The organism is Muriicola marianensis (genome assembly GCF_014638095.1).
GTDB classification, from domain to species: Bacteria; Bacteroidota; Bacteroidia; order Flavobacteriales; family Flavobacteriaceae; genus Muriicola; species Muriicola marianensis.
In genome coordinates this window covers 529,725-554,110 of sequence record NZ_BMFH01000001.1, presented here as the reverse complement: position 1 = coordinate 554,110, position 24,386 = coordinate 529,725, and the positions used below count along the sequence as shown (strand labels likewise).

Here is a 24,386-nt window from a genome sequence, read left to right as displayed (position 1 = left end):
TAATGACATTGTTAGAAAGAAATGATGAACTTTTTTTCTAATTGAGAATAAACTTCTACGAATTGTTTTTGATTACAATCAAATATATTCTGCAAGTAAATATTCATGTTACCAGTTATAATTTGGGGAAAAACTGCATTTCATCGATTATTTTGTTAAAAAAACTATAATTGTAATCCGGAGTTATTTTTGACCCGTAGCTAAAGGGTGTATTTCATCGAAAAAAACATTCATTTTAACGTTGTTATTCTTAAAATTCTCATATTTGAGAACCCTAAACCTACGGCTATGAGCAAATTACAAGTAACTTTCCCTAAAACTTCTGTGCTTTTATTATTCATAATAGTGCTCTCCTTTTCCTGTTCTGATGAGGATCTTTTCGAAGAAACAATTAGTCAGGAAATAGAAGAAAATACTACGAATACCTCGGTGGGTGAACCCCTCGACCCCATCAATGAAGTCCCATGTACTTTTGATCCTACAAGTCTGGAGGCCAATTCAACAGTCATTATTGATTGTACATTAGACCTCAATGGATCAACCATTAATTTACCTTCCAATATTTCTTTGGATTTCGACGGTGGTGAAATTACCAATGGTACTTTAAATTTTTCCGGTGGTACCATAGACGGTAGACTTTTAAACATAACCTTGGATGTAATTGGCGATGTTTCTCTAAAGGAAGATAATTTCTTTTTTGATCCGGCCAGATGGGAAATAGTAGAAGGCATTGTTTCTGAGGAAACCGCATTGACCAATAGAGAAAATATTAATTCCGCGATTGAACTGGTAAAATCTCTCGGTGGTACCGAATTCAATATTGGTCGCGTGGATGCTTACTTTAATGTAAAGGCGAATAAGGTAAATAGAGAATATTGTGCAGAAAGGTCAATACGCATTCCATCGAATTTCCACTTGAAGATGTCCGATGAAACCTTCCTCAGGGTTCAGCCAAATAACTTTCCTGCCTATGCCTTAATTACTCTATATACCACAGACAATACTACTATCTCAGGGGGTAATTTATTCGGAGATCGATTTGAGCATGATTATTCTCCAATCGTGGATATAGTAGGTGTTAGGCGCGATACCCATGGATATGGTCATGTGATCTGGGTAATAGGCTCTCATAATACATTGATTCAGAATGTCACAGTTAAAGAAGCGATCGGAGAAGGTATTCAGGTGCATTCTAAGACTATAAGGAACCCTGATGGTTCGCTGAGTAACGGAAATAGAACTAGTGAGAATGTTTTGATCAAGGACTGTTTTGTCTCTGAGAACAGAAGAAATAATATTGCGGTCGTAGATGCCAATGGCGTAGTGATTGATAATTGCATCATTGATAAATGTGGAAATGGGGAACAAACAAGAGATGCAAACGGCGACCTGGTTGCTACAAGCGCTGGTACCGCACCCCGTTATGGTATTGATCTTGAAGCTTTAAGATATGTAAACAATGATGGATCTATAAACGAGATCAACAAAGTTGAAAACGTTGTTATTAAAAATTCCAGGTTTACCGGGAATGAACAAGGAGATATTGTTGTATACACTGCAAACTCTGTCCAAATAGATAATAATTATTTCGATAAATGGGTGGCCAATTTTGCCTCTTTCGATGTCGAAATAACCAACAATGTATTTGAAGCAAGATCATCTGATATTTCATTTGGTATTAATATTCAATCGTATATCAGGAATAATACTGAATTTAATTACAATTATGTAATCAGAGGTAATACGATTAAAGGTTATGAGGATGGTATTAAAATGGCTGCAAGGGATCATCTAGTTGAAAATAATACCATTCTAGATTGCGAAATTGGTATTCAATTAACTAGTGACCTTTATAACACTACCTTCAGAAATAACACAATAAGAAATTCCGCAGGAATTAGTTACGGATATAAAAATGCACCAAACGCGGATAATATAAATAATATTTCAATCAGCGGTGAAGACATTAATGTAGGAAACAGGCCCATTAGTTTTATTAATTTTAATGCTGGTAGTTCTTCAACTGAATTCCAAATTACCTTTACAGGTAACACATTAAATAGTTTTAATAACCAGAATTTCAATATTTATCTGGACAATACAAAAAACATTTTGTTTGAAAACAATTTGAGTAATACAGATTTTGAAATTGTCCAAAGCCAGAACATAGTGCTTAGGAATAATGAAGTGAACAGATCCAATTAGAAGAATTCTTAAAGAATTAGAAAACCTGTTATTCTCGATAACAGGTTTTTTTATGTTCTTACTTCATGCACTTATTCCTAATTACCTAGTACCTTGGAATAGTATTGATACGCTTCATTCCATATGCGATTTTGATCGTATTTTGTGATAATATGGTTCCTTATCTGATGCGCATCCCAGGATACATTTTGTGTGCCATTGAGTATTCCAGATACTTTACTTATCAGTTCCAAACTAGATTTTGAGGGTACGAGAAAACCATTTGATCCTTGTTGAATGATCTCATTACAACCTGTAATATTAGTTGAAATTATAGGCAACCCCATGGCACCTGCCTCCATAAGAGAAACTCCAAAACCCTCCCTGTAGCTTGGAAAAACGAAGAGATCCATTGCTGATAAGAAGGGTCTTATATCTGATTGAAATCCTACAGCTTTAATATTCGGATGGGTCTCAATAGTTTCTTTGGTTGAAGATTTCAAAGGATCTAAGTGATCTTCAAAATTCCCGACGAGGAGAAGGTATAGTCTTTCTCTTTCTTGTTTTAGGCCAAGGAATGCCTCAATCAGTTCATTTATTCCTTTATCCCCCACAAGTCGACCCACATAACCCAATACCACAGCTGTGGAAGGGATGTTGTATTTTTCCCTTATGTTTTTTTTTGAGAATAATGCGGGATTGAAAAAGTTGGGGTCTATGCCGTTGATGCTACCATTAGATATAACTGAAACCTCCTTTGAGGTAATCTTATCAGAAGCAAGTTTTTCCTTAATACCATAGCTAACACTAAAAATCTCTGTTGCAAAATGACAGGATAGACTTTCCATCAACATTAAAAATCGTTTTTTCAGACCAGAAGCCCCTTCATATCTCAGGCCGTGGACGTAATAAATACGTCCGGGAATTCTCATAAGCCATCCGGCCATCATACTAATTAATCCAGCCTTAGGCGTGTTGCCATGTATGATCTCAGGTTTTGTTTTATGAACCAGCCGAATCATTTTTAACAAGCTCATTATATCCTGGAATAAGGATATCTCCCGACGCATGGGAAGTCCATGATATATAACTCCTTCTGTTTTGGCAAAGCTCTCCAGCTTTTCGTCAGGGCTGGCAACAACCTCCACATCAAAATATTGGTTGAGGAATCGGACCTGTCCTTTAAAAAAGTATAAAGTCAAAGATACCGTTGAGACCAGAAGAAATTTTGGTTTGACCATTATTGGGACTTGGAGATTAATTTATTTGTTAGCCCCGTCATCGATTCACTTTGGAAGCCATATTTATCGTGCAACTCTTTATATTTTTCAAAAATATATCTGAGGTTGGTCAGATTTTCACGAATATTCACACCAAAATTATGAGGATGCCACCATAAATGATACATTTCATTCTTTCTGGCAGCATGTTCCATGGCTTTAGTAATCCTTCGGATCTTAAGGGGTTCCAGAAATGAAAATTTATTGAGATAGGGTCGTAGAAATCGGCTTGAAGGTAAATTGAGAATTTGATTGCCATCCTTTTGGACCATTGATAACTGATAAGTGTGGTAGCCAGAAATATTAACATATGCATCTACCATGCGCAACATTCTAAAAAGAGGAAATTTCGCCTTGATCTTTCCAAAGGTATCATTGTACAAGATACTGTTCTCATTGCCCCTGAATGATGTGAAACCGTGTTTTTCACATACTTTTAAATAAGGGCCCAACACCTGGTTTTTAGGAAACACAATGCTTTTTAGCTCGATCCCTTTGGATTCAGCAATACTTTTTGCGGCTATGATATCAGCTTCAAACTGTTCAATACTTTGTCCATGTGCAAAGCAATTATAATGGCTGTAAGTGTGGCTACCTATTTCATGAAATTCCGAATTCGCTATCTTATCAATTATGGAAATTGCATAATGCAGTGAATCTTCATTTTCGCAAGGACCTATATCATCGATCAATAAGTATGGGTCTAATGCAAGATTTTGATAACTTGGCTTGCTGCCGGGGCTGAATTTCAAAATTTCCTCCTTATTCCTGGCAAACAGAAATCCTACGGTTGCGAAGGTAAGTTTAACACCATACTCTTCAGCCAAGGTCATGATGCTCTTAATTACTTCCGGAACAGCCAGTAGATTTTCTCTGTATTGATCCAACGATAGGGCGTCGTAAACACCCCAATGTATTTCAAAATCCAGTGATATTATAAATTGACCTTTCATTTATACAAAATCATAATCATATAAAATAGATTAAAAGATCTCTTTAAGTGACTATTTTTTGGGTAGTTCAAACCTTTTAATTTTTTCAACCTCCATTAAATATTTCCGTTTCTCTTCTTCATTAAACTTACTAGGGCTTCTTCTCTTTAACAACCAATCTTCCTTACCGAGAAGAGCTATAAAGTACACAGCAAAGGATTTTACCTTAGATTTGAGCCAATAAGATAAGTGTCCCCCTATGGCATACTTTTTAAACATTTGACGTTCATTTTTATATGCCGCTAAAACTTTTTTTGCCGTTGCGTTATTCTCTTCACGGTAATAATATAAACGGTCAGAAATAATCCTAATATTAAAATCACCACTAGCACTGCTTCTAAGCCAAAGGTCATAGTCCTGGGCTATTTTCAGTTTTTCATCATACGAATTTCGGGAAAACCAAGCTTTTCTACCCACGATACTTGCGTGCAAAGGTGAAGCTCTTCTGCTTAATAAATCCTGTAAAGATATATCGGAAATATCTTGCCCTCGGGATCCAATATATTGTAATGAATTGGTTATGGAAATGGTGCCTGTACTTATAAGATCCACTTCCGGATATTTTTCTAATTCTTCTATTTGTCTTTCCAGCCTTTCGGTACTCATCAGGTCATCAGCGTCCATCCTCATAATAACATCATATTTTGCGATGCGAACTATCTCATTGAGTCGGGCTGCGAGTTTTTTATTTTTTCCGTCAGAGATCACCCTGACCCTGGAATCACTGATCGATTTCGCTATCGCCAATGAGTCGTCTGTGGATCCATCGTCCATCAAGATCAGCTCCCAATAAGGATAAGTTTGAGCAAATATTGATTTTATTGCCATTTCTAGGAAATCCTCTGCGTTGTAAAATGGGAGGCCTATGGTTACATATATTTTATCCTTCATAGTCTTAGAGATGTCAATTATTCATTGATTGAACGTTCTATTATACTGCTTATTATTTTCATATTCATCCAATATATCATTAGTCCTTAATTAGAATATAATACATAGCATATGTAAATCCGTAATAAACAATTGTCACCAAACCCAGGAACTTGAATTGTTTGTTAATGAAATGCTTTTTCAATAAAGGATAGGTAATAACGATTGCCATCAAAAACCAGGATAGATAAGCAAATCGATTGGAAAAATTAGCTCTAATGATGAGAATCCAAAACGCATTTGCAATTAAATATGTGTTTAGTATTCTGTTGTAAATTGGATCTTCAAAACCCTTTTTAAATTTATAATAGTAGGCTAAAGCGATAGGAGCAGCTCCGTAGAATAAAAAATCAAATCGGAATCCTGTGCTGCTAAACTTACCCTCTTGTGCCCTTGTAGTCAAATAGCTCGCCAGTCGCTCATCTCCAAATCCTAGGGAAGCAAACAAATTCTCCCAAACTCCGCCGAATGCCAGGGACAAGAAAATACATGAAATCCATAAAACGATAAACTTCTTAGTATCCTTAATCCAAAATCCCAAAGCATAGGCTAATATTGGCAAAATCATACTGGAATGAAAGCTATATGAAAGGAACATCATCAGCCCCATCATCAGATTATTTCTTTTGTCAAGTGATATGGCGTATAGAAATAAGGATGAAGCCATGCCATTTCTTATTCCATTTACCCCATATCCCCAGAATGAAAATGACCCGACAAGTAGAAGAAATCCGAAAAAGTAATAATTGGGGAACCAATTCTTACATGCAAAATATAAAGGAAGTGTATAAATGCATGCGCATAGAAAGAAAAACCAGGTTTCATTCATGATCTGAGAACACAAATAGACAAAATAACTGAATCCAATATCCTCTCCAATTACCTCGAAATTTCCATTTGCATAACGATTGAAAATTCGGGCGTAAGTTGTCATGTCGATAAACTCGCCGTCCACTGGACGCAAGCCCATATAAAGGACTACAAACATCAATAATGTAAAAGCACCAGTTTTATTTAAAAATTGGATTTGAGGCTCATTTCCGGCCAGAATTGAGGTATGTAAAAGGGAAATAAGGCAAATAATCAAAATTACCTGATAGTAAAATTCTGTATAAAATTCGACTGAAATAAAATCAAACATTTAAATCAATTTATTTTGTAGAATTTCTTGTGATTCAATAGCTGAATATACTTAGTGCCTAGATAATGGATTTGTGAAGAAAATCCATATCATTTACTTTTTTTCATAAAGTCTTTCCAATCGCTTAACACTAACGTCTATATCAAACCCTTCTTTGCGCATTGTTTCACGGATAAGCCTCTCGTCTGTCTTTGGTCTCTTAGTAAGCTCATTCATTTTACCGAGCCAAGTATCCATTGATTCATCTAGCCCACAGAACTCAATCAAATTTAATTTAAGATCTACCTCAGGTGATATATTATTGGAGATCAAACTAGGACATCCTGCTACTTGGGCTTCAACAAGGATGACAGGGAATCCTTCATGGTGGGATGGCATAATCATTATGTCAGAATTCGCTAAAACTTGATCAATATCACTTCTTACACCCAGGAAAGCAACTTCTGAGGTCAATCCTTTGTTCTCTACTAAATTCTTAAGTTCACTTTCCAGTTCACCACCCCCTATGAATAGCATTCGGAAATCAATATTTTTACTCTTTAGAAAATCTGCAAACTCAATTGAAAATTTATGATTCTTTACGGGCATCAATCGGCCTATCTGAGTGATAAACAATGTATTATCGTCTACTTCAGGCAACTTAAAATAATCGGTTGCGACCTTTTCCTGTGAGAAGATAAATTTATCGATATCAATAGCATTTGGGATGAGCAAGACTTCTCGCGATCTGTAGAACAAATACTTTCCCGCTAAATCGCCGCATGCGACAAAATCCGTACCCAACAGATTAATGATCCATTTGGATAATCGTTGATAGATTCTGCCTAAAATGCTGCTACTATTTGCATCGCTCGTGTTGTGAGAATGAGCAATCCTCATTTTAATTCCAGCCATATAGGCAGCCATTAAATGAAAGGCATTACTGAAGAGTTGATGGCAATGAACAGCATGGAAAGGTCCTTCCTTTTTTATTATCTTATATAGTTGCAAGGTTCGTAAAAATGGGGATTTTGAATCTTTTTCATTTATATGAAAAATTCTACCGCCCAAGCTGATTATCTCCTTGTCGAATGCACATTCCTTCTTAGTAAAGTAAATAAAATCAAATTGGAATTTTTCCCGATCGATAGCCCTGTATAAATTCATAACCATGGTTTCAGCCCCTGCTCTATTCATAGAACCTACTACCTGAAGAATTCTTTTCATAATGATCTTAAATTTTTGATACCAGAATATACTTTATATGCCAGGCCATAACATTTACAATATGATTTAGGAAAGTAGAGACCAATTTTTACGGATTGTCTCAGATTTTTTTTTAATTCGGGCGTCGAGCGGATTTTTTTTATAAGCATAAGCCCTGTTTTTGGTAATGATATTCCTGTTCTCGCAGCGGTATTCAGTGTACTGCTAAAGGATTCAAGAATGGATTGAGATAATGCCTGTGTAAATGTTGACTTTTCTCTATTTACTTCCCATTGGTTTATCATTCTGTCAATAATCCAGAAACGATGTTCAACGTTTTTGGGTCGTATTTTGTTCGCTATACTGCCTTGTCTCAATAGATAATGATAATGTATCTTGGGTTCAATAATGCAATAATCTGCGAAAAATAAAGCCCGAGGTGTAAACTCCAGGTCCTCGTATAGAATACCTTCGTAGAAGGTTAAAGAATGTTCATGTAGAAATGAACTTTTATATATGAACTTCCAAATGTAATACTGGTAATTCAAGTAATTCAAAAACAACTCCGGTCCGTTTAATGGGTGGTTCGCTTTTTCAGGGATATATTTATTTACCGTTTCACCTTGGTATATCACGTCATGGCCCATCCATAGAATTTCAGGATTGGTGTTTTTTAATTTACTGATGATTTCTTTCAAGCAATCCTTTTCAATCCAGTCGTCTGAATCCACAAACCAAATATAGTCGCCTTTTGCATGCCGCATCCCCGTATTGCGGGCCCCGCTCAGCCCCCTGTTCTCCTGGCTGATGATGATCATGGATGGAAATTCTTGTTGCAGTCTTTCACAAATAGCCAAGCTGTTATCTGTTGCACCGTCGTTGACCACGATCACTTCATAGGACCCTGAGGGAACATCCTGGTCAAAACAGCTACGGATACATTTTTCCACATAGACTTCTACATTGTAAACGGGAATGACAATGGAAAGGGGGGGATTCATGACTCTCTAAGATTTCGTGTCAGTTCCTGAAATTTATTCTGAACGGATGTACCAGTGAAACTACTGTTATCCGATGTGACTGACTGGATGGCTTTTTTTATATTTTCGGAGTCCCAGTTTTCTAGAAGGGAGATCCAATGAGCGTCTTGTATCCAGGCATGGCAGGATTTGACTTTGTGATTGTTATTCAGGAATACCAATGCAGGGGTACGTGTAATATAACAGAAGATCATCCCGTGGAGCCGGTCTGTAACTACCAGTTCCGCTTTTTTAAAATCCTCCCAGATTCTGAAAAGAGCTCTGACACGAGCGATTAATGGATAGCCTCTCCCACCAATATGAGTGTCTCTGTTTATATGATTGCCAAAGTATGAGTCTACAATTTCTAAAAGCACTTGCTCCTCATGCTGTGTCCTTTTTTTTTCTTTGTCTTCCCTTAAACAAATCAGAGCTCCTTTTCTTCCAAATTTAGATTCGGACCTGTCCAGTCCCATCACGATATCAGGGCTTAATAGGGATTTGTTTTTTGGAAAGTGTTCTTTAAAGAATTGATGGGACTTCTTTTCCCGGGCCAATAACGTAAGGTCGGGGTGCTTACTGTAGACCCGTATCGCTTTTTTCAAAGCCTTTTGGCCTTTTGGGGTTTCCGAAAAATCGACGGTCTGAGGAAAGCATATGATCCTGTTCTCAGGAAAATTTTGGATCACTAACTGCCTGAAATGTTCTATCATGGGGTAGAGGTCCCCCATATTCCCACCTCCAACAATGGTCATGATATCTTTACTGGTCCTTGTTTTTTTTACAAATGCGATACCATCAAGCGTCTTGCTGATGGGGATCTCGGTAACTAAATGATTTGGATAACAATTTTGCAAGAATTTATGTTGAGCATACGTAATGGCCACATCCCCTAAATTTCCATAGTCAGCAGCAAGAAAGATAAATACCTTAGGTCTTTCTAGACCCTTGGCCATAAATGTAAATGCATCCTTATTCTTTAATGAAAGAATTGTCAGCCAAAATTTTGTTTTTGCTTTGAAGGGAATAAGATGTTTTATTATATTAATCATTATAATGAAAATGTTGTAATGAGATTTACTTAACCCCTTTGAAAATTCGATTTCTGATATAGAACCAGATGGTGGGGTGCGTTCTGAATTTGCTTGCCAGATCATTGGTGATCACCTTCAAGTCATCATTTAGGGCGTCTTGTATGGCGAGCTTCATCAATTCTATGCCCTTGGCAAGTTGGAGATAGGTGTACGAAATAAAATTGTCTTGAGGAATAGTCTCTATATTCTCCTGATAAAGAATACCTCCTGTATCTATACCGGGGTCCACCAGATGAACACTTACGCCACAATGACCGTCCTTATTGATCTTGGACCAATAGGCTCCATGAATTCCTCTGTATAATGGAGTAATTCCGGCATGTGTATTGATAAAAGTGGCATCTATACAATTGAGAACTTTCTTTGAAATTATACGCGTCCCCTGTACCACAACCACCTTAGGCTGAATTTCTTTAAGCAAATTGATGCACTCTTCCGAATTTACAGAAGGAACTCGTATAAGGTGTTCTTTTTTAAAATCGTCTTTGTTTAGTTGATTATTCTTTATGATGTCTTTGACGCGCTCTCTGGTTTCTATATTTAATAGGGGTACGATTAATATTCTGAACAAAACTTGTCCGGAGACTTTGAACCACCCCATTTTTTTTATTCTCCGTTTCAGAAATGCTTTTTTATCAGGTGCATTTTCTAAAATAACGGCGGAAATATCATAATCTCTTAATAAGCTATTATAGAAGTAGTAGGAACTATGGTCATTTCCAACTAGCATTACTATTTTATGTTTAGAACTCATATAAAATCATTAAAAATATGCCTCGAAGACTTAAGATTTCTTTTTATGTTGAAGCAAACCAATTGTAAGTATTCTCATTTTTACTTTATTTATGAGATCTTTTTCAAAAGAAGTTGTAACCTGTTTTAAAAAAAATGCATAAAAACAGCTGTAGATTAATATTTTACCTAAAAAGTAATAAACGTTGTGTTCCGTTATAAATTGGTTCAGGGGTACAAATACTAACAATAGGATAAAACAATAAATGACGAGAGGAGATATTGATTTATAGTATTTCTTCATGTTAAGATTTGCATATTTGGTATAATAAGGAATCATGATTATTCTTTCCATAATCATAAAAATAACCGTAACCCAGATAAATGTTATCACCCCATACTCCTGTACCATAAGAGTAGCTAATATAGTTCCTACTATTGTAAGGGTTAAGAGTAGTCTTCCACGATAAGACAATAGGTTTTTCGCTTCTAATATATTATTCGCGAACCCTTGACTTAAAATAGGTGTTAAGCCGATCATCATCAAAACAACATAATAATAGGCTTCCATATATTCCGGTCCGACCCAGAAGTAGATAAAATCACGCCCCACTAACACGAATCCTCCGAAAATGAATAATAATACAATCAAAATCACTCTTGAAACTTTTATAAACATTTCCGTCATAGACTTCTTGGATTCCTGCCTGACAGTCATTTGAATTGCTCTTGGTAAAAAAACAGATTCGATGGCACTTGAAAAGGCACCGTAATAATTCCCCAGTGTAATTCCCACGGCATATATAGCCACAATGGAGGTAGTATAATACAAACCTATGATCATTTGCCCGGCCTGCCAACGCAATTGATGTACCAAGGCAAATACAAAGATCCAGAGAGAAAAACCGAGAATGGACCTAAATAATCGAATATTGAATTGATGCAGTTTAAATGTCACTTTTAATTTTCTAAAAACAATGAAAGCATTCGCTATGATGATAGCAATATTCATTATAGTGTCAAGGATAACCAGGCCTATAGAATCTCCACCTAAATACAACAACCCTACGACCAGAATACTCCTCAGCAGGTATCTTATGATATTTACTACTTTGGGCAGAATGAATTCCTCATACCCACTGCAGATTGCCCGGAAAGTCCCTCCAGGTAATGAAATCGCAAGATTGAAGATCAGGATCAGCATCATGATCTTCGCTTTCTGAATTTGCTCGATTGTTAATGTATCCTGATACCAAAGCTCCAGCTGCGAATAAATAACAATCCCGATTGCGACAATTAAGGTGGAAATACAGGCATACATGATCAGACTATGAGCAAGAAAATTTTCTTCTCCTTTACTGTCCTTTTGCGACCTGTATTTGGCCACATAACGGATCACCGTATTGTTCAGTCCGAAATCCAGCACGCTCATATAGCCCACCAGGGCCCCGATCATGGTGTATAACCCGTATTCAGCGCTACCAAGGGAGCGTATGATAAAAGGGGTAATAAGCAGTCCTATGATATTTGTCAAAAAGATATTGACATACGACAAGGCAGCTCCCCCTTTTAGCTGATCAATTTTCATTAAAGACGTTTATTATAGGCTGTTTCCAGGGCGCCTTTAACATCATAGACCACCCCGCTCTCGCATAGCATGTCCTTTATTGATAATTGCTTGAATTCATTGTGGGAAACCGTCAGTACGATGGCGTGATAACATTTTTCAGGCAAGTTTACCTGAGTCGTAAGGCCGTATTCGTGCATCACTTCTTCAGGGGAGGCCCAGGGGTCATAGATATCCACCTCAGCCCCATAGCTCTGGAGATTTCTCACTACATCCACGGCACGTGTATTCCGTACATCCGGGCAATTTTCCTTAAAGGTGATCCCCAACACCAGGATGTCGCTGCCCTTGATCTTGATATCGTGCTGTACCATGAGTTTCACGACTTCCGAGGCTACATATTGTCCCATACTGTCGTTCATACGTCTGCCTGCAAGGATAATCTCCGGGTGGTAGCCGAACTCCTGTGCCTTCTGGGCCAGGTAATAGGGATCTACCCCTATGCAATGCCCGCCCACAAGGCCGGGTTTAAAAGGCAGAAAATTCCATTTAGTACCGGCAGCTTCCAGAACCGCATGGGTATCGATGTCCATCAGGTTAAAGATCTTGGCCAGCTCATTGACAAAGGCAATATTGATATCCCGCTGGGAGTTTTCGATTACCTTGGCCGCTTCGGCTACCCTGATACTGGGAGCCAGATGCGTACCGGCCTTGATCACTGATTTGTACAACTCATCGATGACCCTGCCCACCTCAGGCGTAGAGCCCGAAGTTACTTTCAGTATCTTTTCCACGGTATGTTCCTTGTCTCCCGGGTTGATCCGCTCCGGGGAGTAGCCCGCATAGAAATCCCGGTTAAAGACTAGCCCGCTCATCCTTTCCAGGACCGGGACGCAGTCGTCCTCTGTTGCTCCGGGATAGACCGTGGATTCATAGATCACGATATCTCCTTTCTTTAACACCTTCCCGACTGTTTCGCTGGCCCGGATCAGAGGTGTCAGGTCGGGACGATTGTTCTTGTCCACAGGTGTGGGTACCGTCACGATATACACATCACAGCCTTCGAGATCAGGAAGCTGATCGGTGCAGAAAAGTCCCTTTCCTTTAGGGATCTCCTTTGTAATAACCTCCTTCAATTCTTTTTCCTCTACCTCCAGGGTGCTGTCTTTTCCACTCTGTAATTCTTTGATCCTGTTGGGATTGATGTCGAACCCTACCACAGGAAAACGGGTTGCGAAGAGCCTGGCCAGAGGCAGGCCTACATAACCCAGGCCGATGATGCCAATTGATTTTACCGCCATAATTATTGTAAGTTTTTCCAATACCAGGCCACGGCTTCCCGTAAGCCTGATTTTATATCGTATGCTGGGGCATACCCCAGTAATTGTTGTCCTTTTTCGATAGAAGCCAGAGAATGAGGCACGTCTCCCTGGCGGGGAGGCCCATAGGTCACCGCTACCTGCCCAATGTCAGGATTATAGGTTTTCAGATACTCCTTTAACAAATGGACCAGTTCATTCAGGTTGGTGCGTTCTCCATAGGCCACATTGTAGACCTGGTTCAGAGCTTCCCTTTTATCAGCGGTCATCGCCCTCAGATTCATCTCCACCACGTTGTCTATATAGGTGAAATCCCGGGAATAGGTGCCATCACCATTGATCACTGGCGACTCCAGTTTCATCAGTTGCATCACGAATTTTGGAATCACCGCCGCATAAGCGCCGTTAGGGTCCTGCCTTCGGCCGAATACATTGAAATATCGAAGACCGATGGTGTCCAACCCGTATGTTTTATGGAAGATATCTGCGTATAATTCGTTAACGTATTTGGTGATGGCATATGGTGATAAAGGTTTTCCTATTACGTCCTCTACCTTGGGCAAGCCCTGGGAATCTCCATAGGTAGAAGAACTGGCCGCATAGATAAACCTCTTAACACCCTGGTCCCGTGCTGCCACCAGCATATTGAGAAATCCACTGACGTTGACCTCATTGGAAGTAATAGGATCCTTGATAGACCTCGGTACAGAACCCAAAGCTGCCTGGTGCAACACCATATCCTGGCCCTCACAGGCTTTCATACAAGTATTGTGATCCCTTATATCCCCATCCATAAACTCAAAGCCGGCTTGGGACATGAGGGGTTCCAGGTTTTTGCGTTTGCCCGTAGCCAGGTTGTCCAGGCACCGTACGCTGTTTCCGTTTTTAAGCAAGGCTTCACAGAGGTTTGATCCTATAAAACCCGCGCCCCCGGTCACAAGAACAGCAAGAGAGGGATCAGGGAGGTAAGTGTCTGGCATGGTTTTGTATTTAGCGCCGTAAAGATGGGTATATCCGTAGGATTTTACCGAATATTTTATGTTAACTCCTCAAATTCCCGATGAAAGAATATCCTCATACTATTCAGTAAATACCCTATGGATTATAATTTGAAGGATATTTTATAAGCCGTAATATTCTTTAAACCATGTAATAAAAGACTCTACACCTTTTTCTAAAGGTGTGTGGGGCCGATACCCGTAATCCCGGATCAGGTCAGCCACGTCGGCCCAGGTGCGTTCCACATCTCCGGGCTGCATGGGCAGGAGGTGTTTTTCGGCTTTTTTGCCCAGGGCCTTCTCAATGGCCTCTATAAAGTCGGTGAGTTTTACACTCTGGTTGTTCCCTATATTGTATAATTTATAAAGATCATGGGGATGCCTGGCCGAAGTATCTTTTTCCAGGATACGGACCACCCCTTCTACAATATCATCTATATAGGTAAAATCCCTTTCCATCTTTCCTTGGCTAAATACCTTAATGGGCTGGTCTTTCAGGATGGCCTCGGTAAACAGGAACATCGCCATATCCGGCCTGCCCCAGGGTCCATAGACGGTAAAGAACCTGAGTCCGGTAGTGGGAAACCCGTAAAGGTGGCTGTAGGTATAAGCCATGAGCTCATTGCTTTTTTTGGTTGCCGCGTACAAGCTGATGGGGTGGTCTACCCGGTCTGAGGTTTCGAAGGGTATTTTTTCATTTTGCCCGTATACGCTGGAACTACTGGCATAGACCAGGTGTTTGATCGCGTGGTGGCGGCAGCATTCCAGGAGATTCAGGAAGCCTACTACATTGCTATCTATATAGGATTCCGGATTCTCAAGGCTGTACCGAACTCCGGCCTGGGCGGCCAGGTTGCAGACCAGATCAAAGTTCTCCGATTCAAATAACTGGGGCAGGTGTTCCCTGTCTTCCAGGTTTATGCGTACAAAGCGAAAGGGGAGGTCTGTATTCTCACTGACTGCCAGATTGCCGAATCGTTCACTGTCCTTCCTGGATATACCGAGTTCTGCCAGCCTTGTAAATTTGAGGTTTACGTCGTAATAATCGTTGATATTATCCAGGCCCACAACGTCATGCCCTCTGGAGAGGAGGGCCTTGCTAAGATGGAACCCTATAAACCCGGCTGCCCCGGTCACTAAGATCTTCATTATTGCCCGATGGTGTAGCAGGAGAAACCTATGGCCTCCATCTGCTCAGTATCCAGAATCCTGCGACCGTCAAATACAAAGGCCGGTTTCAACATTTTTTTATACACAGACTCCCAGTCCAGAGTCTTAAACTCATCCCATTCCGTCAGGATAGCGATGGCATGACTTTGTTCACTGGCGAGGACAGGATCCTGAATGACAGTGAGGGCCTTGCGGTTTTCCTCCGGAGAACGGGTGCCCAGGGCATCCAGGTCCTGCAGGATCCGCTTTTCGGAAACCTTGGGATCGTAAATGACCAAAGAGGCTCTTTCTTCTATCAGGGCATCTGCCACATATATGGCGGCAGACTCCCGGGTATCATTGGTGTCTTTTTTAAAAGCCCATCCCAGTAAGAGGATCTTTTTTCCTGCTACCGTATTGTACATAGAGGTGATCATCTTATCCACAAAACGATTTCTCTGATAATTGTTGATCAGGATCACTTGTTCCCAGTAGTCGGCTACTTCTTCCAAACCAAAACTCCGGGCGATATACACCAGGTTCAAAATGTCTTTCTGGAAGCAGGAACCCCCAAACCCTACGGAAGCCTGGAGAAATTTAGGGCCGATCCGGCTGTCATAACCTATCGCCCGTGCTACCTCCCCTATATTAGCATCCGTTTTCTCACATAAAGCCGATATGGAATTTATAGAGGATACCCGCTGTGCCAAAAAGGCATTGGCCACGAGTTTGGACAACTCTGAAGACCAAACATTAGTCTGCAAAATACGCTCCTTCGGGATCCAGTTTTCATAGATAGCACTTAATTGATCCTTGGCTTTTTTTCCGGAAGCGGTATCGTCCCCTCCGATTAGGACACGGTCTGCATGCAGAAGGTCATTGATAGCCGTGCCTTCGGCCAGGAACTCAGGGTTGGAAAGCACCTCAAAATGTACTCCCTTGCCGGTGTTTTGCAATATCTCCTTAAGCGCACTGGCTGTCCTGACGGGGAGGGTAGATTTTTCCACCACGATCTTGTCTTCCCTGGCCACCCGCGCAATGTCCCGGGCACACAGCTCAATGAATTTAAGGTCTGCCGCCTGTCCCTTTCCCTTCCCATAGGTCTTGGTAGGGGTATTCACCGAAATAAAGATCATTTCTGCCTCATCAATGGCCCGGTCTACCTCTGTGGAAAAGAAGAGGTTTTTACCCCTGGCTTTCCCGACCACTTCCTTGAGTCCGGGTTCGTATATGGGCAATTCGTCCAGGTCTTCCGCATTCCACCGGTCTATTCGCTCTGCGTTGATATCCACTACGGTCACCTTCAGGTGGGGGCACTGGGCTGCTATGACGGCCATGGTAGGCCCGCCGACGTATCCGGCCCCAATACAGCAAATGTTTTTGATTTCGCTCACAGCTAATTACTAATTCAGACAAAGGGGTAATGACAGATCAATTTGCAATGCTAATTAACGAGAATTCCCTGGTCTGATAATGAGTATACAAAGATGACATTTTTTTTGCAATGGCACACTCGTAGTAAATAGACTGGATGTACGGTCAAATAAATAGATGTATTATAACGTCACCTTGAGCATAGAATGTTGCAAGTGCCGATTATCCGATAAACTACCTTATTAATCGAAATATAACAGTAGCTTCTTACAGAATTGACGGATTGCTTGTACTTTTATCATCCTGAATTACCGCAAAACTTAAACGCTTGATAGCTAAAACCAAAATCTGGCTTTCTTCCCCTCATATGGGTGGAACCGAACAGCAGTACGTACAGGAAGCATTTGATTCTAACTGGATCGCCCCTTTGGGTCCCAATGTTTCCGCCTTTGAACACTCTCTTGAAAACTATGTTGGGGGAGATATGTTCGCCGCAGCACTCAGCAGTGGTACGGCCGCCATCCATCTCGGGTTAAAAATTCTTGGAGTGAGCAGGGGGGATGAGGTGCTCTGCCAGAGCTTTACCTTTTCTGCCTCCGCCAATCCCATAGTATATCTGGGGGCGACCCCTGTATTTATTGACAGTGAGACGGATACCTGGAACATCTCTCCGGAATTACTGGAAAAGGCCATAAAAGACAGACTGGCTAAAGGGAAAAAGCCCAAGGCCATCATTGCCGTTCACCTTTACGGTATGCCTTACAAGGCAGATGAGATCCGGGCCCTGTCAGAGAAATACGATATTCCGGTCCTGGAAGACAGCGCCGAAGCCCTGGGCAGTACCTATAAGGGTCAAAAATGCGGTAGTTTAGGCGATCTCAGCATCCTTTCCTTTAATGGAAACAAAATTATCACCACCTCGGGAGGTGGGGCCCTCCTGACCAGGGATCAAAAGCAGAAGGAAAAGGCGGTGTTTCTGGCCACTCAGGCCCGGGATGAAGCCCCTCATTACCAGCACAGTGAAATAGGGCACAATTACCGCATGAGCAATGTCCTGGCCGGGATCGGTCGGGGACAGATGGAAGTATTGGACGAGCGGGTGGCCGCCAGACGCTCAAATTACGCGTATTATAAGGACGCCTTCCAGGATATTACTGATATTACATTCCAAAAAGAACACCCGGATTTTTATGCCAATCGGTGGTTAAGTTGTATATTAACTCCCTCGTATCAGGTACGAGAGCAGATTCGATTAGCTCTGGCGGAGCAAGACATAGAATCCAGGCCCCTTTGGAAACCCATGCACTTGCAACCCGTTTTTCAGGATGCCCTTCATTTTTCCGACGGCACTTCTGAAAAACTCTTTGACACCGGTCTGTGCCTTCCCAGCGGTTCCAACCTGAGGGAAGAAGACCTGGAACTGGTGGCATATCACGTCAAAAAGGCCTTAGTATGATACGAAGATACCTCGCCCTGCAAATGATCAAATACGCTTCCAAATGGCTGGTCCTGGCCATCGACGTGCTGATCGTTGCTTTCGCATTTACCCTTTCCTATTTTATTCGCTTTAACCTGAGTTTTGATTTTGAGGTAGAATGGCTGGTGCTTCAGCTCCCTATGGTCATGATCATCTCAACGATCGCCTTTCTTATTACGGGTTCTTATAAAGGGGTGGTCCGGCATACAGGCGTAAAGGATGTGTACAACCTCTTTAACGCCATTTGCCTGGCAAGTATCATTACCATCACCTTTTTGATCGTTAATAAGGAATTGACAATGATCGATGGGTTTACCATTCCCCTGTCAATCATAATTATACACAGCCTTATTGCATTTCTGGTCCTGGTAGCTTCCCGTTATGTTTTCAAAAGCATGTATTACAGCCTGTCTAATCGGAATACGGCAACCAAAAATGTGATCATATACGGGGCCGGGGAATCCGGTATTCTGACCTATAATGCCCTTACAGGTCAGTCCAGGGAGAATATACGTGTTTCGGGGTATATCGATCATTCGAAAAGGAAGATCGGCAAGCAGATCAATGGAGTACGCGTATTCCCTAAAGAAATCCTCACCGAAGCCTTTATCCTGCAAAGGGGCGTGAGCGAGATCATCTTTTCCATTCAAAATATCAGTTCCAAAAAATTAAGGGGGTTGGTAGAGGAGTTGGTGGATTTGCCGGTGCAGGTAAAGATTGTCCCCCCCATCCAGGACTGGATCAACGGAGAACTGAACATCAACCAGATCAAAAAGGTTCAGATCGAGGACTTATTGGAGCGGACTCCCATCAATATCCGAAATCCTCATATCGGCAATGAATTGCAGGGTAAGACGATTGTGGTTACGGGAGGAGCCGGTTCCATCGGCAGTGAACTGGTCCGCCAGATCGCCTCCTATCGTTATAAGTCCCTGGTGATTATAGACCAGGCAGAATCAGCCTTATACGACCTGCAGCAGGAACTCAAACAGGATGGCCGGCATAATTTTATTCCCATCGTGGGAGACATACGGGATAAAAACCGAATGAATGCCCTCTTTCAGGAGCACAAACCGGATATCTTGTTCCACGCTGCCGCCTACAAGCACGTACCCCTGATGGAATACAATGCCTATGAGGCGATCAAGATCAATGTGGCCGGAACCAAGGCCATGGCTGATCTGGCCGTGCAGCACCGGGTAGGCAAGTTTGTACTGGTCTCAACAGACAAGGCCGTGAATCCTACAAACGTGATGGGAGCCACTAAAAGAATTGCTGAGATCTACGCCGCTTGCAAGCAACAGGACGGGGTGACCAAATTCATCACGACCCGTTTTGGCAACGTCCTGGGTTCCAATGGATCTGTGATCCCTTTGTTCCGGAAGCAGATTGAAAAGGGAGGACCCCTGACGGTGACTCATGAAGAGGTAACCCGTTACTTTATGACCATCCCGGAAGCATCTCAGCTGGTACTGGAAGCGGCTGTGATGGGAGAAGGAGGGGAGATCTTTATTTTTGACATGGGAGAATCCGTAAAGATCTTCGACTTGGCCAAGAACATGATCAAACTCTCAGGATTGAGGTATCCGGAAGATATCGACATCAAGGTAACCGGCCTGAGACCCGGAGAAAAACTATACGAAGAATTACTGGCCAATGGAGAGAACACCCTGCCTACCCACCATAAAAAAATCATGATCTCCAAGACCCGGGATGTGGACTACCAGCAAATGCGAACACGAATCGACGAACTCTGTGTCACCAATATGTTCTTTAATGGCAATACGGTGGTACTGATGAAAGAAATTGTTCCGGAATACATCTCCAATAATTCCGAGTTGAGTAAATTTGACAAGGCAAAGGAAGCAGCTGAACCGGAAGAAATGATCAAGAACCACTAAAATTACGATGGCTTATGTTCTATAGTTTTCAAAGAAGGTTAAAAAGTACCCTGGTTTACGCAGTATTGCCCATTCTGATCCTGACTTTTTTTTCCTGTGGTTCAAAAAAAGATGTAGTCTATTTCCAGGATGCCACCAATTTTGAGACCCTGGTCAGCCAGAACAATTCCCAGACCAAATTTAAGATCGATGATGAGATCAGCATCATTGTTTCCACTCTGAATCCTGAGGCCAGCGTTCCTTTTAACCTGTACCGCAGGATTGGAGAGAGTGGAAGCGAGACAGAACCCAGCCAGGTAAGCTACCTGGTGGATGAACGGGGTGAGATCGATTTTCCCGTTCTGGGCAAGATCAAAGTGGTGGGGCTGACTCCGGATGAACTACGCTCTCTACTACAGAGAAGACTATCCAGTTACCTCAAAGACCCCATCATCAATATCCGCCTCCGTAATTTTACAGTAACCGTCCTGGGGGCTGTCAACCGGCCCGGAACTTATCCCGTGGTAGGGGAACAGGTGTCCATTTTAGAAGCCCTGGGTCTTGCCGGCGATTTGGCGTTGAAGGGAAGACGAGACAATATTCTGGTGATCAGTGATTTTAACGGGGCCAAAGTCTATAATCGGATCGATCTGACCAGTAAAAAAGCCATGGAATCTCCGGTTTTTTATCTGAACCAGAATGATGTGGTCTATGTGGAACCGAACAAATCGGCTATTGTGGAATCCGTAACAGACAGGAGGGTGAGCCTGTATTTTTCCCTGATCTCCCTGGCAATCACCAGCTATTTGATCATTGAAACAAGAAGATAAACCAGACCCCTGGATCTACACGAATCAAGCCTATGAATTTTGATGAAAATAAGGTCTCTAGTGAACCTTTTGATTTAAAGTCTATCCTTAAGGGATATGTCAAGAACTGGAAATGGTTTGTTCTCAGTACAGTGGTCTTCCTCGCCGCAGCATATGTCTTTAAACGATATGAAATCCCGGAATTCGAGGCAGAAGCCAGCGTAAAAGTCATTGAATCTCCGGGAAGGTCTGAGTTAAATGTCTTCCAGGATCTGGAAGTATTCTCCGGTGAGAATGCGACGGAGGTGGAGGAAGAGATCTTTATCCTTAAATCCAGGTCGAATCTCATCGAGGTAGCAGATCGCCTGGATCTGAATCTTGAGGTGTTCCTTTTAGGGAATATACGGGACACGGAGATCTACCGGCCCCGACCCTTTACCGTCAATTTTGCGGAACCCGATTCCCTGGTAAACACAACGAGCGGTAAGTTCTACCTCCGGATCAGTGATAATCTTTCTTTTGGATATGGCACTTCCCCTGATGGCTCTTTCAAACCCATTCAGTTTGGTGAACGCTTTGAAACGCCCATAGGGCAGACGGTGATTACAACGAATCTGCCAGACCTTTCAAACTATGCCGGTAGAACCTATCGGGTTGAGAACAGCTCACTGGTAAATCGCGCACAGAAATACTACGAGAAAATCGATTTATATCCGGACGAACAGGGGTCGAATGTGGTCAGAATCAAACTAAAAGATCCCGTTTTGCAAAAGGCAAAGGATGTCATTAATACACTCGTGGATGTCTATATTGACAATTTTATCGAAGAGAGACAATTGATCGCCAATGAGACCTCCTCCTTTATCAATGAACGAATTGATGGGATATACACGGAACTGGCTTCAGTGGACGAGACGGAAGAGGATTTTAAACAATCCCGCAGACTTACAGATATCGAATCTCAAAGTGGGATCAACTTAAGCGAAAGCTCGGCCATAGAGGCACAACTCAGGGATGCTCAGATCCAACTAAGCATTGCGAATTCCATGAAGAACAGGCTGCAAAACAGTAGTGGTTATGAGGTTATGCCATCGAATATCGGCATAGAAAATGAAGCCATAAATACGACCACTGCGGAGTATAATGCGTTAGTCTCCCGACGCAAGCGCTTACTGGAAAGTTCTAATCAGGACAACCCCGTTGTACGGGATGTGGATCAGCAACTCGAAGCGCTGAAACGCAGTATGACTGCCAGCCTTTCGAGCATGACCGACAACCTGAACCTGCAGACCAACAGCATTAGTCAGCGCCTTTCTGAGATCAATTCCCGCCTGTATTCTACCCCCGGCAACACCCGGGCCCTGAGGGATATCAACCGAAAACAAGAGACTAAAGAAGCACTTTATCTCTACCTCATGCAAAAGAGGGAGGAAGCCCAGATTGCTTTTAAACAGGCAGAGCCCAATTTGAAGATCATCGACCGTGCCTTTGCCTTAAAAAACTATCCGGAAGGTGCAGACCCGATAACCCTGTATCTGGGGGCTTTGCTGGCGGGCTTGTTTATTCCGTTCTCCGTGATCTATGTGAAAGAACTCCTGGATACCAAGATCCACAACAAACTCGATCTGGAGCGCATCATTACCGGGGCTACCATCATTGGAGAGTTACCGAAATTATCTAAAAAAGAATCCAAGTTGGTGGTAGAAGATGATCGTTCCGTCCTGGCCGAGGCCATGCGTATCCTGAGGACCAACCTCTATTACGTGCTGAGTTCGGGAGGAAAGAAAAGCGACAAAGGCAAGGTGGTCATGATCACCTCCAGTATCGCCAATGAGGGCAAAACCTTTTTGTCTACTAACCTGGCCTACCTGCTGGCCAAGGCTAAACACAAGGTATTGCTCGTCGGTGCCGATATACGCAATCCCAAAATTCGTGTCTTCCTCTCGGAGAACCAGAAGTACAGAACACAGGATTCCACTACAAAACCCAAAGGGCTTACGGATTTCCTCCACAGTGCCGAGTTGAAGGTAAAAGACATCATCAAATCGGATGTGATTAATGAGACCCACCTGGATTTTGTATTTTCAGGAAAGACCCCGCCCAATCCTACAGAATTGCTGATGGGAGATCGAACCGGGGAATTCTTTCAGGAATTAGCCGGGGAGTACGACTATATTATTGTAGACACAGCGCCTATGCTTGGTGTATCTGATACCCTGGTACTTTCCAAGTATGCAGACCACATTATTTACGTAGCTCGCTCGGGCAAGACAGACAAAAAGGTCCTGAATTTCCCATTAAAACTCAAGGAAGAAGGCAGATTGAAAAACCTTTCCTTCGTCGTGAATGGGGTAGCCGAAGACGACCTTGGTTATGGAGGGGTATACGGATACGGATACAGCCCTACCAAAAAGAAAAAGTGGTTTAGATCGAATTAGAGAAATGTGCGGATCGTATGCCGGACAGCTGAGGTCAGTTTTTCATAGGTGCCGGCATCCAGTTTGATCTCTTTTAGTGCTTTGAGATGTTTGAGTTTATGGGCATCAGAAGCCACAAAATCCACCATGTTTCTGTGCAATAGTTCCCGGGCCATTTTCTCCACAGGCTTGCCGTAATATCCTCCGAGAGACAATAAATTCAGCTGGAAGTGTATTCCCAAAGCCTTGTAGTCATTATACTTTTTTTTCTGGTGATAGAGGTAAGCATAGCGTTCAGGATGGGCCAGGATACAGTGATAGCCGGCCCTCATGCTTTTGATCACGGCCTCCCGGAAATTAAGGGAAGGTTGTAAATATGACATTTCTACCAGGAGATACTCATTTTTTATGGGCATGATCTCACGGCCCTCCAGGGCAAGCTCGTAGTTAAGGTCTATCATATGTTCTGCCGCAGCCAGGAGGGAGACCTCTGTCATTCCCTGTTCAACAAGGGCTGCTTTGAGCACTTCGTGAGACTTTCGAATCGTTTCAGGAGTATTCGGGTAATATTCTGCCATAATGTGGGGTGTCGCAATGAAATGACGGATCCCCAGTGAGTCAAATTCCTTCATAAGGGCCAGTGAGTCTTCCACCGTCTTGGCCCCGTCATCTATGCCCGGCAGGATATGGTTGTGGATGTCAACATATCCGGCCAACGCGTCGACCAGGAAACGTTTTTTCTGAAAGAAGGTGAACATCCCGTTAAGATTTAAATCAAAGATACATCATCTGTCCTGTTATAAAATCGTAAAAAACAGTTCCTAAACGATATCAGAGCA

The 24,386-nt window shown here is 42.1% G+C and carries 19 protein-coding genes; 5 read left to right on the top strand and 14 right to left on the bottom strand.

Going from position 1 to position 24,386, the window contains the following annotated elements:
• Positions 1-288 precede the first annotated feature (288 nt).
• The gene (locus IEV19_RS02605) at positions 289-2,205 is read left to right on the top strand and encodes a right-handed parallel beta-helix repeat-containing protein (protein WP_188369145.1); all 1,917 of its coding nucleotides are present in this window, start codon (positions 289-291) and stop codon (positions 2,203-2,205) included.
• Positions 2,206-2,282: 77 nt separating this feature from the next.
• On the opposite strand, the gene IEV19_RS02600 is transcribed toward IEV19_RS02605, so the two are convergent.
• The 13 genes from IEV19_RS02600 to IEV19_RS02540 form a co-directional block, all read right to left on the bottom strand.
• The gene (locus IEV19_RS02600; RefSeq protein WP_188369144.1) at positions 2,283-3,425 is read right to left on the bottom strand and encodes a glycosyltransferase family 4 protein; all 1,143 of its coding nucleotides are present in this window, start codon (positions 3,423-3,425) and stop codon (positions 2,283-2,285) included.
• On the bottom strand, positions 3,425-4,417 hold the full coding sequence (locus tag IEV19_RS02595) for a polysaccharide deacetylase family protein (protein ID WP_188369143.1): 993 nt from the start codon (positions 4,415-4,417) through the stop codon (positions 3,425-3,427). The genes IEV19_RS02600 and IEV19_RS02595 overlap by 1 nt, the downstream gene beginning before the upstream one ends.
• A 51-nt stretch (positions 4,418-4,468) precedes the next feature.
• Entirely contained in the window at positions 4,469-5,347 is an 879-nt protein-coding gene (locus IEV19_RS02590; protein ID WP_188369142.1) for a glycosyltransferase family 2 protein, read from the bottom strand.
• A gap of 79 nt (positions 5,348-5,426) precedes the next feature.
• Positions 5,427-6,527 carry an EpsG family protein gene (locus IEV19_RS02585; RefSeq protein ID WP_188369141.1) on the bottom strand — a complete coding sequence of 367 codons (1,101 nt, stop codon included), beginning with the start codon at positions 6,525-6,527 and terminating at the stop codon, positions 5,427-5,429.
• A gap of 93 nt (positions 6,528-6,620) precedes the next feature.
• On the bottom strand, positions 6,621-7,733 hold the full coding sequence (locus IEV19_RS02580; protein ID WP_188369140.1) for a glycosyltransferase family 1 protein: 1,113 nt from the start codon (positions 7,731-7,733) through the stop codon (positions 6,621-6,623).
• A complete protein-coding gene (locus IEV19_RS02575; protein ID WP_188369139.1) occupies positions 7,730-8,713 on the bottom strand; it encodes a glycosyltransferase family 2 protein in 984 nt (327 codons plus the stop codon). The genes IEV19_RS02580 and IEV19_RS02575 overlap by 4 nt, the downstream gene beginning before the upstream one ends.
• Positions 8,710-9,783, bottom strand: coding sequence for a polysaccharide pyruvyl transferase family protein (locus IEV19_RS02570; RefSeq protein WP_188369138.1), 1,074 nt, complete (start codon positions 9,781-9,783; stop codon positions 8,710-8,712). Before IEV19_RS02570 ends, IEV19_RS02575 begins: the two co-directional genes overlap by 4 nt.
• Positions 9,784-9,808: 25 nt before the next feature.
• Positions 9,809-10,396, bottom strand: coding sequence for a formyl transferase (locus tag IEV19_RS02565; protein ID WP_188369137.1), 588 nt, complete (start codon positions 10,394-10,396; stop codon positions 9,809-9,811).
• Between the two features lie 213 nt (positions 10,397-10,609).
• Positions 10,610-12,145, bottom strand: a complete 1,536-nt coding sequence (locus tag IEV19_RS02560) for a lipopolysaccharide biosynthesis protein (RefSeq protein WP_188369136.1) — start codon at positions 12,143-12,145, stop codon at positions 10,610-10,612.
• On the bottom strand, positions 12,145-13,425 hold the full coding sequence (locus tag IEV19_RS02555; protein WP_188369135.1) for a nucleotide sugar dehydrogenase: 1,281 nt from the start codon (positions 13,423-13,425) through the stop codon (positions 12,145-12,147). Before IEV19_RS02555 ends, IEV19_RS02560 begins: the two co-directional genes overlap by 1 nt.
• A 2-nt stretch (positions 13,426-13,427) precedes the next feature.
• Positions 13,428-14,423 (bottom strand): SDR family oxidoreductase, encoded by a 996-nt coding sequence (locus IEV19_RS02550; protein ID WP_188369134.1) that lies wholly within the window; start codon positions 14,421-14,423, stop codon positions 13,428-13,430.
• 141 nt (positions 14,424-14,564) lie between these two features.
• Positions 14,565-15,590 (bottom strand): NAD-dependent epimerase, encoded by a 1,026-nt coding sequence (locus IEV19_RS02545; RefSeq protein ID WP_188369133.1) that lies wholly within the window; start codon positions 15,588-15,590, stop codon positions 14,565-14,567.
• Positions 15,590-16,984: a nucleotide sugar dehydrogenase gene (locus IEV19_RS02540; RefSeq protein WP_188369132.1), complete on the bottom strand. Its 1,395-nt coding sequence runs from the start codon at positions 16,982-16,984 to the stop codon at positions 15,590-15,592. Before IEV19_RS02540 ends, IEV19_RS02545 begins: the two co-directional genes overlap by 1 nt.
• A gap of 308 nt (positions 16,985-17,292) precedes the next feature.
• On the opposite strand from IEV19_RS02540, the gene IEV19_RS02535 reads away from it, so the two are divergent.
• Genes IEV19_RS02535 through IEV19_RS02520 form a run of 4 tightly spaced genes read left to right on the top strand, consistent with a single transcriptional unit; the run spans position 17,293 to position 23,568 of the window.
• Positions 17,293-18,420, top strand: a complete 1,128-nt coding sequence (locus tag IEV19_RS02535) for a DegT/DnrJ/EryC1/StrS family aminotransferase (protein ID WP_308418520.1) — start codon at positions 17,293-17,295, stop codon at positions 18,418-18,420.
• Positions 18,417-20,342, top strand: coding sequence for a polysaccharide biosynthesis protein (locus IEV19_RS02530; protein WP_188369131.1), 1,926 nt, complete (start codon positions 18,417-18,419; stop codon positions 20,340-20,342). The genes IEV19_RS02535 and IEV19_RS02530 overlap by 4 nt, the downstream gene beginning before the upstream one ends.
• Before the next feature lie 14 nt (positions 20,343-20,356).
• Entirely contained in the window at positions 20,357-21,151 is a 795-nt protein-coding gene (locus tag IEV19_RS02525; protein ID WP_188369130.1) for a polysaccharide biosynthesis/export family protein, read from the top strand.
• A gap of 32 nt (positions 21,152-21,183) precedes the next feature.
• On the top strand, positions 21,184-23,568 hold the full coding sequence (locus IEV19_RS02520; protein WP_188369129.1) for a GumC family protein: 2,385 nt from the start codon (positions 21,184-21,186) through the stop codon (positions 23,566-23,568).
• Here IEV19_RS02520 and IEV19_RS02515 read toward each other — a convergent pair.
• The gene (locus IEV19_RS02515; protein WP_188369128.1) at positions 23,565-24,305 is read right to left on the bottom strand and encodes a tyrosine-protein phosphatase; all 741 of its coding nucleotides are present in this window, start codon (positions 24,303-24,305) and stop codon (positions 23,565-23,567) included. The two genes, IEV19_RS02520 and IEV19_RS02515, sit on opposite strands and share 4 nt — an antisense overlap.
• Positions 24,306-24,386: the final 81 nt, after the last annotated feature.